19 protein-coding genes are annotated in these 18,086 nt (G+C 39.6%); 15 read left to right on the forward strand and 4 right to left on the reverse strand.

Annotated features, from left to right (window positions below):
• The first annotated feature begins 462 nt into the window (after window positions 1–462).
• A complete protein-coding gene (locus C0V77_RS20930) occupies window positions 463–885 on the forward strand; it encodes a DoxX family protein (RefSeq protein ID WP_101728342.1) in 423 nt (140 codons plus the stop codon).
• 592 nt (window positions 886–1,477) lie between these two features.
• Window positions 1,478–1,783 carry a helix-turn-helix domain-containing protein gene (locus C0V77_RS20935; protein WP_229236340.1) on the forward strand — a complete coding sequence of 102 codons (306 nt, stop codon included), beginning with the start codon at window positions 1,478–1,480 and terminating at the stop codon, window positions 1,781–1,783.
• Window positions 1,784–2,277: 494 nt separating this feature from the next.
• Here the strand turns inward: C0V77_RS20935 and C0V77_RS20940 are convergent, their stop codons facing one another.
• From C0V77_RS20940 to C0V77_RS20955, 4 genes are read right to left on the reverse strand one after another with little or no spacing between them, the layout of a single operon-like run.
• Window positions 2,278–3,354, reverse strand: a complete 1,077-nt coding sequence (locus C0V77_RS20940; RefSeq protein ID WP_101728343.1) for a glycosyltransferase family 9 protein — start codon at window positions 3,352–3,354, stop codon at window positions 2,278–2,280.
• 6 nt (window positions 3,355–3,360) lie between these two features.
• Complete coding sequence (locus C0V77_RS20945; RefSeq protein WP_101728344.1) at window positions 3,361–3,918, reverse strand: HAD-IIIA family hydrolase; 558 nt, start codon at window positions 3,916–3,918, stop codon at window positions 3,361–3,363.
• Window positions 3,911–5,260 carry a glycosyltransferase family 1 protein gene (locus C0V77_RS20950; protein ID WP_101728345.1) on the reverse strand — a complete coding sequence of 450 codons (1,350 nt, stop codon included), beginning with the start codon at window positions 5,258–5,260 and terminating at the stop codon, window positions 3,911–3,913. Before C0V77_RS20950 ends, C0V77_RS20945 begins: the two co-directional genes overlap by 8 nt.
• A complete protein-coding gene (locus C0V77_RS20955) occupies window positions 5,253–6,233 on the reverse strand; it encodes a glycosyltransferase (protein WP_101728346.1) in 981 nt (326 codons plus the stop codon). The genes C0V77_RS20950 and C0V77_RS20955 overlap by 8 nt, the downstream gene beginning before the upstream one ends.
• 395 nt (window positions 6,234–6,628) lie before the next feature.
• Between C0V77_RS20955 and C0V77_RS20960 the strand changes: the two genes are divergently transcribed.
• The 13 genes from C0V77_RS20960 (at window position 6,629) to C0V77_RS21020 (ending at window position 17,924) form a co-directional block, all read left to right on the forward strand.
• Window positions 6,629–8,314: a carbamoyltransferase C-terminal domain-containing protein gene (locus tag C0V77_RS20960; protein WP_101728347.1), complete on the forward strand. Its 1,686-nt coding sequence runs from the start codon at window positions 6,629–6,631 to the stop codon at window positions 8,312–8,314.
• Complete coding sequence (locus C0V77_RS20965) at window positions 8,311–9,282, forward strand: glycosyltransferase family 2 protein (RefSeq protein WP_101728348.1); 972 nt, start codon at window positions 8,311–8,313, stop codon at window positions 9,280–9,282. The genes C0V77_RS20960 and C0V77_RS20965 overlap by 4 nt, the downstream gene beginning before the upstream one ends.
• Complete coding sequence (locus tag C0V77_RS20970) at window positions 9,279–10,211, forward strand: glycosyltransferase family 9 protein (protein WP_101728349.1); 933 nt, start codon at window positions 9,279–9,281, stop codon at window positions 10,209–10,211. Before C0V77_RS20965 ends, C0V77_RS20970 begins: the two co-directional genes overlap by 4 nt.
• Window positions 10,212–11,094: 883 nt before the next feature.
• Window positions 11,095–11,907, forward strand: coding sequence for an SDR family oxidoreductase (locus C0V77_RS20975; RefSeq protein ID WP_101728350.1), 813 nt, complete (start codon window positions 11,095–11,097; stop codon window positions 11,905–11,907).
• Between the two features lie 25 nt (window positions 11,908–11,932).
• Entirely contained in the window at window positions 11,933–13,102 is a 1,170-nt protein-coding gene (locus tag C0V77_RS20980; protein ID WP_101728351.1) for a zinc-dependent alcohol dehydrogenase, read from the forward strand.
• Between the two features lie 75 nt (window positions 13,103–13,177).
• The gene (locus C0V77_RS20985) at window positions 13,178–13,564 is read left to right on the forward strand and encodes a transposase (protein ID WP_216824459.1); all 387 of its coding nucleotides are present in this window, start codon (window positions 13,178–13,180) and stop codon (window positions 13,562–13,564) included.
• Between the two features lie 140 nt (window positions 13,565–13,704).
• Window positions 13,705–14,100, forward strand: a complete 396-nt coding sequence (locus C0V77_RS23435; RefSeq protein ID WP_229236341.1) for a hypothetical protein — start codon at window positions 13,705–13,707, stop codon at window positions 14,098–14,100.
• Window positions 14,101–14,140: 40 nt separating this feature from the next.
• Window positions 14,141–14,422: an integrase core domain-containing protein gene (locus C0V77_RS23440; protein ID WP_229236342.1), complete on the forward strand. Its 282-nt coding sequence runs from the start codon at window positions 14,141–14,143 to the stop codon at window positions 14,420–14,422.
• A 360-nt stretch (window positions 14,423–14,782) separates the two neighbouring features.
• Window positions 14,783–15,187 (forward strand): recombinase family protein, encoded by a 405-nt coding sequence (locus tag C0V77_RS20995; RefSeq protein WP_101728352.1) that lies wholly within the window; start codon window positions 14,783–14,785, stop codon window positions 15,185–15,187.
• The gene (locus C0V77_RS21000; protein WP_158237984.1) at window positions 15,171–15,596 is read left to right on the forward strand and encodes a recombinase family protein; all 426 of its coding nucleotides are present in this window, start codon (window positions 15,171–15,173) and stop codon (window positions 15,594–15,596) included. The genes C0V77_RS20995 and C0V77_RS21000 overlap by 17 nt, the downstream gene beginning before the upstream one ends.
• A gap of 189 nt (window positions 15,597–15,785) precedes the next feature.
• Window positions 15,786–16,076, forward strand: a complete 291-nt coding sequence (locus C0V77_RS21005; RefSeq protein ID WP_143706152.1) for a hypothetical protein — start codon at window positions 15,786–15,788, stop codon at window positions 16,074–16,076.
• A gap of 638 nt (window positions 16,077–16,714) precedes the next feature.
• The gene (locus C0V77_RS21015; protein ID WP_101728356.1) at window positions 16,715–17,023 is read left to right on the forward strand and encodes a transposase; all 309 of its coding nucleotides are present in this window, start codon (window positions 16,715–16,717) and stop codon (window positions 17,021–17,023) included.
• A gap of 163 nt (window positions 17,024–17,186) precedes the next feature.
• Window positions 17,187–17,924 carry a DDE-type integrase/transposase/recombinase gene (locus C0V77_RS21020; RefSeq protein WP_101728357.1) on the forward strand — a complete coding sequence of 246 codons (738 nt, stop codon included), beginning with the start codon at window positions 17,187–17,189 and terminating at the stop codon, window positions 17,922–17,924.
• Window positions 17,925–18,086: the final 162 nt, after the last annotated feature.

Genomic DNA, 18,086 nt, shown 5'->3' on the forward strand with positions numbered 1-18,086 from the left:
AAGCTGAAAAATATACTAAAGAATACAATTTGGAAGACCACATAGATCCTGCACATTTTCTTGTGCCAGTGTGCTTGCTATAATTTCCGCAATCAATGCGCTGGTTTCTACCACTTGTGCTTTTGTTTGCTTTAAAGCCAGTAAAGAGAGTGTAATTAAGGGGATTCATCTCTATAACGTCGAACAAAGGCATTCATTTCAGAAGGCTCCAAAGGCACTTTAGTGGCGATTTTCTGCTGTTGAGTTAGTTTCTCGCAGATGTCGAACAGAACCAGCCTATATTTACATCAGAATTGAATCTGGTAACTGGTAAGAATAACTATCCTCAAAAATTGTTTTGTTGATAAAGAAAATACAATTGCCCAGTCAACCATGATAGCAAATAGTCTTGTCAGATTTAAGTATTATACTATTGAATCCGCATATTTTTTTTACAATAAAGAATATTAAACAACCTATATTATGGTAAATTCTATTAAAAATCTGAACAATGATCTGGGTTTATTGCTCATTCGTATGGCAGCAGGAGGGCTTATGCTATTTCATGGTATTGCAAAAATAAGGCATGGACATGACTTTGTACGAGAGATGCTGGCCGAAAAGGGTTTACCCGAGTTGCTTTGGTTAGGGATACCACTTGGAGAGTTTGTTGCCCCAATATTACTCATTTTTGGCCTGTTTACCCGCCTTTCAGGATTACTTATGGCTCTGGTCATGCTCTTTGTACTTATTTTTGCCCATGGAGCCGCCACTTTCACCATCGGTGAAACCGGAGGTCTCGACGGCGAACTGGCATTGGTGTTTATGCTTTCTGGGATGGCCTTATTTTTCACTGGCGGAGGGAAGTATGCCTTACTAAAACCCAAAAACGAATGGTTGAGATAAATTGAAGGCATATTTGTAGTTAAGTATGCGCACCGGATATAGCTGATACTTACGGATTAATGAAGAACAAGTTTGATGAGCGGCTGAAAGGATAAGAACTCAAATTATTAAGACTGAGTTTTACAATTTAATCTACCTTCGCGTACCTACCCGGGGCAGGTTATTACCCACGTTAAAAGATTGTTTTTTTACCCGAATTTCTGCTGTACCTATAGGTTAATAAAACTTTGGCTGTAGTCTTGCAGGATGTAAACGTAAGATTCTCAACTATAATCGTTGGCGTTAGTAGCTTCAAAATGCCTTAATAACTCTCTTGTATCTTCTGTTATCTTAAAATGCGAAAGTTTAAATTACATATCCGCCCCGCAACTTTTTAGGTTTGATTCGTTTTAGTCATCAATATCTTTATGAATAAAGTCGAAAGATTAATGTCATGTATCAAAACAACAAAGCCTAATAATCTACTGATTATTAGGCTTTTAACTTGCGATCTGGACGGGGTCGCAATCGAACTCTTAATACCGTTGTTGATCTTTCTTGATGAATTCAATCAGGCCTGAATGTTGTTTATTATTTACAAATACATTATACTTTGAAGATAATAAACACTAAAAAATCAGTGCAATCAAAAAAGCAAGTTTTACTTCCCAGATTTCTTCAGATTATGGAGGAAGTGGGAGAAAATATCAAGCTGGCACGTAAGCGTCAGAATCTGACCACCACTCAGGTATCTGAAAGGGCAGACATTAATCCTACCTTGTATCATATTGAAAAAGGAAATTCTAGTGTTTCACTCGGTGCTTACTTTAATGTACTACGGGTATTTGGATTACAGGATGATTTCTTAAAACTGGCTTCTGACGATGAATTGGATAGAAAATTTCGGTGTGTTTCTTGACTCTATGCCTGATAATTGGGGACGGACGCTCATGAAACGTCGGGCTGCCATTAATACCCGACTGGTGGGAAAATCTTTGCGGACTTTTATGACATTTATTATTTATTTGGTGTTCACAATCTCAGTCGTATATTAAGAACAAACATCACCCACAACTTTTCATCTTAAGCCTTTATACGCCGACTTCATACTTTAGGGAATAATTTATTCAATATTGATGTGCTTTTCTAATCAAATGAGAAGGTGATAAAGATATTAAATCCTGCTGTGGCAATCTTATTATACTTTGCTGAAAATAAAATAAAGAGTGCTGCAGACTACTTCATAAATTAAGCAGCACTGATAATCAACTTTTTATTCGTTTCAGACCGAGTAAGATTCCAATCAAATCCCTAATACTCCTAATACTATTATTAACATTTTTGAATAATCTTAGCATAAAATACGTACCTGACAATGAATTGCCTGGATATATATTCTATAAACGATGATTTTTAATTAGGCCTGTCAAGAATTTCTCTCAAGGCATTGACTACTTTCTCTGGAGAAGGATAGGGCAAATTCTTTTGCAGATTATGTTCAGAAACATACCGCACCACCTCGTTTTTACTCTGTATAATTTCTTTCACCGAATATGTAAGTAATGTATGGGGCGACTGCCACGGTGTGTGCTGTGGGTTAGTTAAAGCATATAAAACCACCGATGGCGTCTGGGTAGCTGCAGCAATATGGATAGTGCTTGTATTAACCGAGACAACCGCTTTGGCAACGGCAATCAATGCAACAAATTCCTCTATGGTAAATAATCCTGCTACCGAGTAGGTATGTGCGCCCGCATGCTCACTTAAAGCATCTGTCATCTCTATTTCGACAGACGACCCCGTAAAAAGTATAGGTAAATCAGCATGTGCAAGTAGTTGGCCTATTTTTATCCAGTACAAAAATGGATAACTCCTTCGTTCTTCTGATACTCCCGGATGAAAAACCAACCAGGGTTTAGCAGTATTGATTCCCAGTTTTTCCAATTTCTTTAATGCAGAAGTCTGTCCTCTTGTTGAATATTGAAGCGAAAGTTCTTCTTTAAATGCATAAGCCCCAATACTCTTCACCAGATTAATGTCTCTCTGCACCTGATGCTGTATATAACTATAAGGTTCCTTGTCAGGAAGCCAGTCGGTCAGTAACTCGTAGGGATTCTCGCGGCCATAGGCAAGACGCCTGGGGATGCCTGCCAATAAGCTGAACAAAGCAGCTGGCAAAGCACTCTGGCTGTATACAGTAAAAATAATGACACCGTCAAATTCTTTCTCCCTGATTTCTTTAATCAGGCTTTGCAGCTGTATGTCTGTCAATGGATTGACACACTTCACCCAAGGCAGATTACTGATTATGACCTCATCTATTTCAGGTATACAATCAATAATCAGGCTCCCAGCCAGAGAAGTAAGAACCGTAAGTCTACAATTAAATGTTTCCTTCAAGGCACGAAAGGCAGGGGTAGTCATGATCAGGTCGCCCATGTTATCAGCACGGATGCATAAAATATTTCTACATTTCTGCCATTCTTTCATAAGGTTTTAGCCGGACTTAAGTATATAATCTGATGCCTCTAATAAATGGGTTGCTATATAAGTAGGTATCCGAACGGTTGATAAATTCCATTCGGTTTCGTTGCCGTTATTAATTAATATGGTTTTGCAACCGGCCAGAGTACCCGCTTCAATATCGTGGAGTATATCTCCAACCATCCATGAACTGGCTAAATCTATATCTAGCTCCCAGGCTGCTCTTAGCAGAAGTCCCGAAGCCGGTTTCCGGCAATCACAGGCTTTTCTATAATCATCACATATACCTTCAGGATGGTGAGGACAATAGTAAAACCCACTTAAAGGCACTCCATTAATTTCGAATAATTGAAGCAGATATTCTTTTAACTTTATAAACTTATGCTCAGAAAAAAAACCTAGCGCGATACCCGACTGATTAGAAATAATAATCAGTAAATAGCCACTTTGCTGTAAGTGCACCAGGGCCTCAATAGCGCCATATTCCAATTGAACAAGTTCAGGATTTATATTATAAGGTACATCTTTAATTAGTGTTCCATCTTTATCAAAAAAAACGGCCTTATTCATATAAATTCCGGTTTATTTGCTGAAATGACGGTTCCTTAAAACCGGGGTGCACGCCCATCACCGGAATGGAAGTCAGTGATGGTCTTCTGTTGAAAGAAGGCTGCACTTTATAATTTGAACAGATTACCTTTTCATACAACTGCTGCATTTGCTGTGCAACACAGTCCCAGGTGAAAATCTTATTAACTCTGGATAACGAGTTCCTGCTCAGGTAATTATAAGAATCCTCATTCTCCAATCCAAACTGTATCTTTCTGGCTAACATATCAGGATTATTGGGTGGTACCAGAAAACCCGTTTTACCATCAACCACACTGTATTTAATACCGCCTACATTTGACCCGATAACAGGCGTACCACAAGCCATAGATTCCAGGGGAGTAATACCAAAGGGCTCATACCAGGGTGTGGATATAAAGAAATCGGCCGCGTTATAAAAGTACTTGAGCATATCCCGGTTTTTGCGACCCGCAAAAATTACCGAATCTGCTACCTGCTCTTCTTTTGCTATGGCTTGTAGTCTTCTCAGTTCAGAATCTTTATCTGGGTCTGGCATATCGGCATTACCACCTACCACTACCAGTTTCACTTTTGTAGATTGCTTTAACCGGCCCAATGCCCTGATAACGTTATCTATGCCTTTTCGGGGTACCATTCTACCGAGTTGTAGTAATATTTTTTCTTTTACAGGCAGGTTGAGCGCCTCGCGTGCCAGTATCTTATCCATTGGGTAAAACTCTTCCTCACTAAAACCACAAGGTATAATGGTAATTCTTGAAGGATTGGCGTTATAATGATTAACGAGGTCTTCCTGGTCCTGCGGACATTCGGCAATAATCTGGTCGGCATCTCGCACAATCAGTTGCTCTATCGGGATTCTCGCAGCAGGAAAACCATCCTTTTCTTTCTGATGTAATTGTCTTATTTTGCCCAGTGCATGAAACGTTACCACATATGGAATCTGTAAACGTTGCTTTAAATGATAGGCCACCAATGCCGACATAAAGAAATTGGCGTGAACAATTTCGTAACTAACCTGATTGTTCCTGATATATGCTATCATGTTTTCGGTAAAAGCACCCATGTGATCAAGCAGTTTTTCTTTCGGCACAAAAGATTCGGCTCCGGCCTTAATATGAATAACCCTTATACCATCCATCCAGTGAACTGTCGTGGGTATCTCTTTAGTATCTTTACGTGTATAAATGTCAACCTCAAATCCATTTGAGGCCAGTTTCTTACAGAGTTCAGCCACGTATACATTCTGCCCGCCGCTATCAACGCCGCCCAAAACAGCCAAAGGCGAAGCATGTTCGCTTATAAACGCAATTTTCCTATTCATGATAAGCTGTGTTTAAATGGATGGCGTATTGAAAGACCTCATACCATTCATTAGTGAAGCGATTGATGTTGAATCTGTTTTTAGCAATTGTTTGTGCCTCTGTCCCCAGCGATTTCGCCAGCAAGCGGTCAGTTAATAGTAACTGCATACGCTCAATCAGGATATCAATATTGGTATTGATGAACCCCGATTCTCCGTTTTTTATAATACTCGGATACTCTGTAGTTGCTAAAGCTACAATGGGCATACCTATCATCATGGCCTCGCAAACGGCCAGACCAAAACTGGTATACCTGATAGGATTAAAAAAGAAACGGTAATGACTGAGGAATATAGGCAGGTCTGGATGCAGCACCTCACCTAAACCATCTGATTCTTTGGTGCCCATACCAATCAGGTCAATCGGAACACTTTTTCTCACTTCATCAAATGTGTCCCATCCGGCAATACGCCCTCTCTGCTCTATATGATTAATCACAACAATTCCTTTGGCAATATGCCCTTTATATTCTACCTGCGAATCGGTAATGCCGTGTTCAATAACCCGCACATGGGGCGTAGCGTTATACCACATCAGTTTATTGAAGTGCGTTACGTGTACAACTATAACATCTGGGTCGTTCACAATATGTCTGGTATTAGTCGGATGCCCCTCCGGTGTATTGTGCTCAACATATACTCTGGGCAATTGTCTTTGGAGTTCCGATAATACTTCAAACTGATCTTTTACATAGTTTTTTTCAGATTGAAACAGAATACAATCAAACGCAATGTCTTTTACATTCTGGGCGGATACTTCAATTACATTTGCCCCAAACGGAAAGGTTTCACCTCTGCCATAGTATCCTTCTGACTTCTCGTTATTGACAGGAATGTAAATATCATAATTGCCCTGCGACAGATAATAGAGATAGCTCCCGTGTACATGCCAGGTAAATATTTTTAGTCTGGACTCTTGTATAAAATTATTCATATAAACGAATGTTCTTTAACATGCCCTCAATCTTGCAAAAAAACGATACCAGCATGTAAAGTCCATGGGATAGAAGTGGTTGATTTGAAAAAAACAAATAAAGTATTGAACAAAAGAAAGAGCATTAAGCGAATTTTAACATCGGGAGGAAAAACTTGCGCAAAGTGTCGTCAGATTTAAGCGCATCTATTTCTACATGTTTTTATTGGCACACCAAAATGCCGGAAATTTTTGCAGACGGTGATATGAAAGAAAATCATCAATTCGGGGCTGTTTCATTCAGATTAATCCGCTTATCGATAATCTGCGCATACCATTCGTCTTTCTCACTTCCGCGCTGGCACAATCGTTTCTCCTATTCAATACCCCAATGTCTTTAATTAACTGAAATCAATATGTATACATTAGGCATAAACGCTGCATTTCACGATTCGGCCGCAGTATTAATAAAGGACGGACAAATAATTGCCGCTGCAGAAGAAGAACGTTTTACGCACATTAAGCATGGCAAAAGGCCGCTCCCTTTCTCAGCCTACGAAATCCCTTACCATGCCATTGATTATTGTTTAAAAACCACTGATATCCACTTGAATGATATTGAGAACTTTGCTTACTCGTTTGATCCGGAGCTTCTGAAAAAATCGGATGATAGCGCAGCAGGCGCGTCTATTTATCATGACTGGGACGAACTGTTCCAGACTTATATTGAGCTGGCGGCCCTGCAATTGCAGGATGGATATCCGCATCATCTGCAAAAGCGTTTTATAGGTGCGAGTGACATTCAAAAAAAATGGCACTATGTAGCGCATCACGTAGCTCACGCGGCCAGCGCTTATTATCCTTCGCCTTTTCAGAAGGCTGCTATTATGATTCTGGATGGTCGCGGAGAAAAAGTTTCTACCAGTTATTATCTTGGCGAGGGCAACCGCATGACCGAACTGGGCGTTGTGTGCATGCCTCACTCATTAGGAATGTTGTACGAAAAAATAACTACTTATCTGGGTTTTCTTCATTCATCAGACGAATACAAAGTGATGGCTCTGGCTTCCTACGGCAATCCCATCTTTATGGATAAGTTTATGTCGGCCATTCATTTATCTGAAGACGGGTCTTATCAGATTGATGACTTCAATCCGGAAGAGTGGTGGGGGCCGCATCGAAAAAAAGATGATCCGTTTACGGGATTACACTTTGATATAGCCCACTCTTTACAGAAGGCGCTGGAAACAAGCGTGTTGTTTCTGGTAAACTGGTTGCATAGGCACACACAAACTGACAATCTGTGTTTAGCAGGGGGAGTAGCGCTCAATTGTGTACTGAACTCAGTTATTAAAGACAATAGCCCGTTTAAACAGGTGTGGGTACAGCCTGCGGCAGGCGATGCCGGTACTGCCCTGGGGGCAGCTCTGTGGGTTGATGTAGCGTATAGCAACGCAGATGAAACCGATCGGTATGTAAGAGAAATGAACCATGTGTATTGGGGACCATCGTACACCGACGACGAGGTAGAAGCCTTTTTGAAATGGTCGAAAGTGCCTTACAAAAAACTGGATAATGTAGCCCGAGATGCAGCTAACATACTGGCTCAGAACAAGATTATAGGCTGGTATCAGGGGCGAATGGAATTCGGGCCGAGAGCTTTGGGGAGTCGCTCTATATTAGCGTCGCCGATTGAAGCAGAGATGCAGGCAAAACTGAACGACATTAAGGACCGGGAAGATTTCAGACCAGTAGCACCGGTAGTGTTGGAAGAAGAAGCAGGCGAATGGTTCGATACCGCCTCTTTCTCACCATTTATGCTGTTTGTGTATCCGGTAAAAGAAGATAAGGCTGATAAAATTCCGGCCGTGAGGCATGTAGATGGAACAGCCCGTATCCAGACCATTAACCGCAACCAGCATCCGCTCTACTATGATTTACTGCATGAGTTTAAAAATATTACCGGTGTGCCTGTGTTGGTTAATACATCTTTTAACACCCGCGGAGAGCCAATTGTGTGCACCCCGCGCGATGCCATTGAGTGCTTCTGGACTTCTCCTTTTGATGCCTTAGTAATTAATTCTTTTCTTTTAGAAAAATGACGAATCCAATAAGCATATCGGTTGTAATACCAACTTATAAACGTCCTGAACTGTTGAGCCGTTGTCTGGAAGCTTTGGCCATGCAAACTTTTTCAGGGGGGTATTTTGAGGTAATCATTGTCTGTGACGGACCGGATGACCCAACAGCTAATGTAATACAAGCGTTTATAAACCGGTTTGAAAAACTTCAGTATTATTCTTTGAAACAACGAAGTGGCCCTGCCACAGCACGGAATTACGGCTGGAAACAGGCATTGGGTCAACTCATTGTTTTCACCGACGATGATTGTATCCCTTCACCCGAATGGTTAAATGAATACTGGCGTGTTTATTGCCTGCACCCGGAGCCTGAAATAGGTATGAGTGGCTGCACAAGGGTACCCATTCCGGTTTCTCCTACTGACTATGAAAAGAATGTTTCGCTGCTGGAAAAAGCAGATTTTATAACTGCCAATTGCGCTTGCACCAAAAATGCGCTGCAGGTTGTTGGTGGATTTGATGAAGACTTCCCCATTGCCTGGCGGGAGGATTCGGCATTGGAATATGCCTTCCATTCAGCCGATATTCCTATTATCAAGATTCAGGAAGCCGTAGTTACCCATCCTGTCAGAAAAGCCCATTGGGGAATCAGTCTGAAAGAACAAAGCAAAAGCATTTATGATGTGCTTCTGCATAAAAAATATCCGGCATTCTTTAGCAATAACCAAACAAACTGGGTTTACTACACCATTATTATTAGCAGTATTGTTTCTGTTACGGCGTTTCTGGCAAATCAACCCATTATTGGGTTAATAGCTTTTGCTATCTGGTTTTCATTATTTCTTAGCTTTGTTGTCCGTCGTTTACAGAAAACCAATTTGTCGTTTTCACATATAGCAGAAATGCTGATAACCTCTGCTCTGATACCATATCTGTCAGTTTACTGGACTTTACGAGGAGCTATACGCTATAAAGTTTTTTACTTATGAAAATCCATCCGGCTAATGTAAAAAAAATTGCTATTCTGAGAGCCTTGCAATTGGGCGATTTACTGTGTTCTGTTCCGGCTTTCAGAGCCTTACGACATGCGTATCCTGCGGCAGAAATCACATTGCTGGGTTTACCCTGGGCAGCCGCTTTTGTCGACCGGTTTTCAATGTATATTGATAAGTTTGTGCATTTCCCGGGTTATGAAGGCTTACCGGAACAAGCTTTTGACCAGGACAAGTGGGCAACATTTATGCAGTTGATGAAAGAAAAAAGATTTGATCTGGTGCTACAGATGCAAGGGAAGGGAACCATCGTAAACGAGATGTTGCAAGCCATGTCGTTGCCGCTTGTATCGGGTTTTCATTGCGATGAAAGCACCGTCAATTCAGATTTATTTGTAAAGTATCCTGAGGGCATCTCAGAAATTGACAGGCATTTGGCGTTAATGCAACACCTTGAGATACCCCTACATGGAAAAGGCCTGGAATTTCCGGTTTATGCGGCTGATATGGCAGAATGGGAAAACAAGATACTGCCGCTTCTGCCGGAAAAATATGTTTGCGTGCACGCAGGGTCGAGAGGCGAATGGCGACAATGGCCAACACCTTATTTTGCTTTGGTTGCGGATTACTGCGCCGAACATGGTTATGAGGTGGTTATTACCGGAACAAAAGAAGAATCGCCCATTACGCAACAGGTTATCTATTTTATGAAGAACCAACCGATTGATATGACCGGTAAAACGAGCTTAGGAACCATAGGATTGCTAATAAAGAATGCAAGCATACTTATCAGCAATTGCACGGGGGTATCTCATATTGCCTCTGCCACCAGAACCCCAAGTGTAGTCATAAGTATGGATGGAGAACCCGAACGCTGGGCTCCACTAGACAAAGCCATTCACAGAGTAATTGACTGGCCAAGATAGATGTACAAATTCTTGAATGTGCGTGACATAAACACCAGTCTTTACCAAAAGACTTGACCGGGCATTTGCTTTTAAATCCAACAGAATCTCTTTCTTACTTACTCGGGAGTACTGGCAATAGGTAGAGTTTTTAATCTCCTCGTAAAACAAATATAGCTGCCCTTTTGAGACAGATTCATTTGTTTATTTAGTGGAGTGATTTCATTAAAGACAGAGTGTTAAAATGCCGTGAGTTTTGTTGTGTTAATCGAATGATTTTCCTATATAAATTATTTAAGAAATGCATAAAACAGCCTGAAACGGCTTATCTTCTCAAAATCTTCCTAATAAAGCTCCTGACAATTTAATCAATCCCAAAAACACAGATTGCCTATCACATTGCTGTAAACAAAAGAAACCGCATCAATCCATTTTGAGTTGGTCTCTTGATTAGCAAATTAATATTTACCGGAGTCAATCACTGACTCTGCTTGCTGGTTTTTTTGTCATCGCCCTGCTGGCTGCTTCGATGACTACCCAATTGCTCCATGTGTTTTCCACTGCTCTGCTGTCCTTGATGCGGACTGTTTTTGTTACCAGCATGTTTGTTAGATGAGTCTTTATCATCATCTTTTTTGCGGTCGTCTTTTTGATTTTACATTGTTTTAAATATTTTAAGTTTGAACTGATGTACTCTTACAGATAACCTGTAAAAAAATCACAAATGCTTTATAAATCGGTTTTTTTACGTCCATATTGAGTTAAATCTGCCCTATCTGTCAAATTTTAGTCCTTTTTATTTCCCGTCGGCCCTCAGTTGTCTATTTTACTTCGCTGCCTATTGCCGATTTGCTTTGTGGGCTGCTTTTTTCATAGAAAGATATACATCTATCAAATAAATATCATGTCTAAAAAACATCAACAGCCGTATGCACTTATTACAGGTGGTACAAGTGGGATAGGATACGAATTAGCCAGACTGCTGGCTAAAGACGGGCACAATCTGATAATTGTTGCCCGTAGCCACAAAAAGCTTGATGAAGCCGTACGCTCGTTGAGTTCGGCCTATCAGATACAGGTAATTCCGCTGGCGAAAGATCTGTTCAAAAGAAAGGCGGCTTTTGAAGTATATGATTTCGTCAAATCGCAGGGGATTGAAATAGACATTCTTATCAATGATGCCGGACAAGGACAATACGGCGAGTTTATCAATACCGACCTTGAACGCGAAATTGATATTATCGAACTGAACATCATAAGTCTCGTAACACTTACCAAATTATTCCTGATAGACATGGTAGGACGCAAAAACGGCAAAATCCTTAATCTTGCCTCCATAGCCAGCAAGGTTCCCGGGCCGTTTCAATCGGTTTATCACGGCACAAAAGCTTTCGTTCATTCATTCACAGAAGCAATCAGAGCAGAAGTAAAAGAATCGGGCGTTGTTATAACCTCTCTGTTACCCGGCGCGACAGCTACAGATTTCTTCCGGAAGGCAAATATGTTGGAGTCAAAGGTGATACAAGACCCTGGTAAGCTGTCGGACCCGGCTGATGTGGCTCTTGACGGATATAAGGCTCTGTTGGATGGCGATGACATGGTCATTTCAGGTCTCAAAAATAAAATTCAGGTGGCCATGAGTAATCTGATGCCTGATGAAATCGTAGCCGAAAAAATGTACAATCAACAGAAGCCTGTTGAAAAGGACTCTGAATAATTAATTATCTCAAATCAAACAATTTATGAAAGCAGCAGTGATACATGGCGCAGGAAAAATTACCTGTGATAACGTGGAAGACCCGACAATCCAAAATCAGGATGATATTATTCTGAAAGTAACAGCTACCGCCATTTGCGGTTCAGACTTGCACATCTATTCGGGAGGTATCCCCCAGCCCAGACCTATGGTTTTAGGGCACGAGTTCATGGGTATTGTGGAAGAAACAGGCAAAGGCGTAACAAAACTTAAAAGAGGCGACAGGGTAGTTGTGCCTTTTCCTATAGCCTGTGGGCATTGTTTCTTTTGCGAACATCATTTACCAGTGCATTGCGAGAACAGTAATCCTGAAAATTATGGCCCCGAGGGAGGACTGGCGACCGAAAAAGGCGGTGCCTTATTTGGTTATACAGATTTATATGGAGGGTACGACGGCGGCCAGGCTCAATATGTAAGAGTACCCTACGCTAATTTCGGCCCGAGGGTAGTTCCCAACAATTTAACTGACGAACAAGTACTGTTTCTGACCGATATATTCCCCACAGGTTATACTGGTGTCGACTGGGGAGAACTGAAAGGAGGTGAAACTGTGGCCATCTATGGGTCTGGCCCTGTGGGTCTTATGGCTGCTAAAAGCGCCTGGCTGCACAACGCCGCCAGAGTTGTGGTAGTTGATACCTTACAATATCGCCTCGACAAAGCGCAGGAAACTACCGGCTGTGACATTATTCTTTGGGAAGACGGTCCAAAGGGAGTTGTAGAGCAGATACGTGCCATGACTGGCGGGCGCGGTGCCGACCTTTGTATAGATGCCGTAGGCTTTGAACCGGATCGCAGCCTGATTGACAAGCTGAAAGCAACCGTCAATTTCGAGAAAGGGTCTGTAAAAGTATTGGAGGCCTGCATGAGCGCTGTCCGCCGGGGTGGAACAGTTTCTGTTCTGGGCGTATACCCGACCATCTATGATAATTTTCCAATCGGACAGTTTTTTGATAAAGGTATCGTACTTAAAGGCGGACAGGCACCTGCTCAAAAATACATTGATTTGCTGTTAAGCTATGTAGAAGAAAACAGAGTGAAGCTTGACGACATTATTACGCATAGACTGCCACTGACAGAAATAGCCCATGCCTATGATATATTTCAGAACAAACAGGATGGCTGCGTAAAAGTGGTTCTTGACCCTTGGAGATAAGTTGCATGAAGGAAAGGTAGTAGCGTAATTAAAAATTGGACACAAAAATAAGTTAACTACTTAACTTTGTGTACTATGACAAAACATCGGAAGAAATGGACTCCGGAAGAGAAACTGGAGATTCTGGATTACAAGAAGACACATGGACTTACGAAGACTTCACGAGAATTTGAAGTAAGTACAGTAAGCATCCTTAATTGGGAGAAGGTGTATTCAGAACAAGGCCCAGAAGGTTTAAAAAAAGGCGCCAGGACCTCACTTGAAAGAGAACTTCAACAACTTCACAGGGGGAATCGGGAGTTAAAGGCAAAGGTGGCTGAAAAAGATTTAGCCCTTCGTGTAAAGGATTCTTTATTAAAAAAAGCCGGCAACGAAAATAGAGGAAATGATGGTGGTAGAGGATTTTCAGGAAGCAGGTTTTCCATTAAGTTGTCTGTTAAAGCTAGAGGGGTTGGCTTGTAGTACCTACTACTATATTTCTAAAGGAACCAAACCAGGCAAAAGACCAAGTGCTTTTATAGCCAATTCTGATGGAAGCAGAAATAACATTCAAAAGATAAAGCAGGAGATTGAAACACTGCTTTCAGGGGAATTTGTAGATTATGGACGGTTCGACGATTCGTTATTATAAAACCTACATCTATCTTACTCAGGAGTTAGGCTATAAAATTGGTTCTTGTAGTGTTTATGAACTAATGAAAGCCAATGGCTTGTTAAAATATCAAAGAACAGGTAAAGTCAGAGGCAAACGAAATTGGGTGAAAGATTTGGTACCTAATCCTGTAACTGAATTTTCGTTCTTGGAATTTGATATTAAGTATATCTATGTGGCTGGCAAAAGAGCTAATGTACAAGTGCTAACGGTTCTGGATGTTTATAGCAGATGGAATTTGGGGCATTATATCAACTGGTCTATTAAAGCCAACGATGTAATTGCTCTGTTTGAGGAAATCTTTCAGAATTATCAAATGCCTAAATATTTTATTGTAAAAAAATGACAATGGTAGCCAATTTGAGGCTGATATCGTTCAGCAATACATGAGAACTAAAGGAGTAGTCCAAGAGTTTACTCTACCCGCAACTCCACAACAAAATGCACATATTGAGTCGTATCATTCAATACTGAAAAGTGCTGTTTGCCAGAGAATTGAATTTGAAAATTTAGAGAATGCAAAAGATTTTATGAACCGTTTCAGAGAGTTTTATAACTTTAAAAGAATTCATGTAGGATTAGGATTTAAAAGCCCTTATAAATATTTGCTCCATAGGAATGTTGATATGAAAAATTACACCCTCAAAGAGAATTTACAAAATTTTTAAACCATTTATAGGGTCAAATTAATTGCAGTTAAGACATACCCGGCAACTTATCTGAAATGTGTAAGAGATTTAAGTGATTTTGGTTATATTCGTTATAAGCCTTCTTTCAATAAGAACAAAGGCAGTAAAATCTATTTTTTCGAAAGTAAATAATCAGATTAATACAAACAATTAATGAAAGCCCGCAAGGGCTTTTATTGTCTAAAATCAGGAGGTGTGAGATGGAAAAAGTGGAAAAGAAAAAACCTCGCTTCGGTTTGAAAAATACAGTAATTGGAGACCCTGTTTTTCCCGTTATTGAAGCCAAATTGTTAAATTTGATAGCGGAAATTATTGTCAATATTTCAATTAGGGAAAGATATGAAGAAAGCCATCAGATATCTGCGTTTCAGCGACAGAAAGCAAAGTAACGGCTCCATTGAAAGACAGGAATTATATACCAGTCAATGGCTTAGAAACAATGAGGTAGACCTGGTAGATACATTCATAGATCGGGGCTATAGTGTCAAAACTTTTGACAGACCAGACTTTATAAAATTACAGGAGTTTATTGCGAAACATCATAAAAAAGTCGACTATCTCATTGTTGACCAACTGGATAGCTTTAGCCGTAATGCAAGCGAAGCGATGGGTTATGTAAAAAAGTTGCAAAAAACTTATAACATTCAGATTGTAAGTGTAACTGAAGGAATAACCTTCGATTATGATACCCCCAGGCAGTTTCTTCAGGGCTGGGTTACAGCTGCTTTTGGCAGAAGAAGATAATATTAACAGAAGTATTAAAGTACGTGAAGGTATTTATACCGCTAAAGCAAAGGAAGGTCGGTATATTTTTAAAAACCCACCTTACGGCTATTTTAAGGTTGGTGAACGTAAAGAAAGGAAACTCGTTGTTAATGAATCTGAAGCGATTGTAGTCAGATTTATTTACAGTGCTTACTTAAAAGGAGTGCCCATTTATCTTATTGCTGAACAAGCCAAAGAAAAAGGATTCAGGCGTTCAGGAAATGTAGCCATTCAGCGTATTTTAAGCTATGCGTTATATGCAGGGTTGCAGCATGTAGATGCTTTCAAAGATTATCCCGGTGGCCTATTCCTTGCACAGCATGAACTGATTATTGATCTTAGTACATGGGAAATGGTCCAGCATAAACTTAGAAAATCCGAAAAGTAAAGAGTGGTTATTGTTGAGAAAATACCTTTAAGAGGGGTTTTAAAATGCTTTTCTGGCAAGCTTTTAACAGGAGCACCTTCACGGGGAAAATTAGGTAATTACTAATGCTATTATAAGTGTAACCGAACCAATCATCTTAATTTGAGCGTCATAAAGGCGCATGACCAACTCTGACAAGTTTTTGGACTCATGAGTTTGCCAGATAACATGATAAGAGTTATTCAAAAAAATGCACTCCGCATTTTTGAAACCAAAACAGCTTCAGATAAACAACTACTATTTGAAAAACAAAGGAAACTTGAAGCCGAAGATTCGAAATTGCTTGCCATTGAAGAAAAATGGATTATCAATAAAATCAGCCATGACACTTACGAAAGGTGGTTCTCTTCAATTAATAACAATAGACTCTCCTTGAAAGCATCCATTGAACACTTAAGCAGTGACCAAAGCAAGACGTACAGAATTTTAGAAACAATTTAGAGAAGCTAACTGACCTGGAATTTGTTTTTAACAAGACCAATGCGTTGCAAAAACAGGAGCTGATAAATATGGTGTTCGATCAAAAACTCAACTATCAGGAGGGCATGTATCGAACCCCGACAATGATTGATTTATTATCTCATAACTGCCTAATAATGAGAGAGAAAGGCTTGTTGGATTATCAAAAAAAAAAGCGGGAGAATTTTTCAATTCCCCCGCTTAGCGGGCTAAACGGGGTTACAATCGAACCTTTGATACCTATTTTGGTTTTTTTGGATGACTTAAAAATCGTTTGAAATCGTTTGCTTATAGATTCTAATTTTGTTGAGTGGGGATAATTTCACATTTTAATCATGAAATGGCATTTAGTTTTTCAACAAAAATATCTTTAAACCTTTTTAAGTCTGAGATTTCCACTATTTATTTTCATATGAAATAGAGCATGTAACATAATTGCTGATTCTTAAGTGTCAATATATTTCAATGTTTGAATTAGCTAATGCTTTTAAAATCAGAAATATTTATGTACTCTTTTTACGAAACAAATCACTGGGAAATTAAATCCTTATTAATAAGATCGTAATAGGTCGATAAAAACTTGGACACAAAACTAAGTTAACAATTAATTAGATTTGTGTATGTCAAAACATCGAAAAACATGGTCATCATCAGAGAAGGAGAAAATAGTACTTCATTCTATCCAGCATGGTGTCAGTGAAACATCAAGAGAATTTGGAGTTTCAACAGTGAGTATCTACAGTTGGAAGCAGAAGTTTGAACAACTGGGCAAAAATGGTTTGCAATCGGGAGCAATGACCGACTCTGAGCGAGAACTGAAGTTATTACGTCGTGAGAATGAAGCACTGAAAAGGATTGTGGCCGAGAAAGAGTTAGCTATTCAGATTAAAGATTCTTTATTAAAAAAAAGTCAATCAATAAAGAAGTGAAAATCATGGTTGTTGATGAGTTTTTGGAACAAGGGAAGCCTAAAAATCTGGTATTAAAGCATGTTGGACTGCCAAGAAGTAGCTATTATTATACCTCCACGGGTAAAAATCGGGCAAAAAAGCCTCCAGATTTGTTTATGATGTAAATGACAATCGACACGATTTGGAGTATGTTTTAGAAGAAGTTAAAACACTCTTAGAAGAGGAATTTGTTGATTATGGTTACTATAAAACCTATCGTTATTTAAATCAGGAGAAGGGCTTAAAGATTGGTGCTTATAGAACCTATACGCTTATGAAGACCCATAATTTATTAAAGTTTCAGCGTAATAAACTCAAAAAAGTTAATAGAAATTGGGTCAAAGAACTCGTTCCAAGCGTTCAAAGTGAATTTAGTTTTTTAGAATTTGACATCAAATACGTTTATATTCAGGGGACACGTTCTAATGCACAAGTATTGACTATTTTAGATGTCTATTCAAGGTGGCAATTGGGACAATACATTGCAAATTCTATTAAATCCGAAGATGTAATCAGGTTGTTCGAACAGGTTTTTGAAACTTATCCAATGCCTCAACAATTCATCGTCAGAAACGATAACGGATCACAATTTGAAGCGACCATTGTACAAGACTATTTAAGGCAAAAGGGCGTAATCCAGGAATTTACAAAGCCTGCAACACCCGAGCAAAATGCACACATTGAGGCTTACCACTCAATTATGGAAAGTGCTGTCTGCCAGAGATTTGATTTCGAAAATTTAGAAGATTTTAAACAAACTATGGCCAGATGGAAGAAATTTTATAACTTCCAAAGAATTCATGGTGGGTTAGGCTATATCTCCCCTAGAAAATTCCTTCAATTAATAGGGGTAAAAATTGACCCTAAATGGGAAAACTAAATTAATTATTCTGTCCAAGTATTTACGTTTAAGACAAAACTCAAAATTTGCTCATTTATATACTCTGAAATAGTCACGATTTAATCTGACAGTTACGATTTATTTAGTAACTTAACATTAAAGATTAAATCAATGACAACACAAGCAAAAATCATTAAGAAC

It is taken from the genome of Emticicia sp. TH156 (assembly GCF_002855535.1).
Classification (GTDB): domain Bacteria; phylum Bacteroidota; class Bacteroidia; order Cytophagales; family Spirosomataceae; genus Emticicia; species Emticicia fluvialis.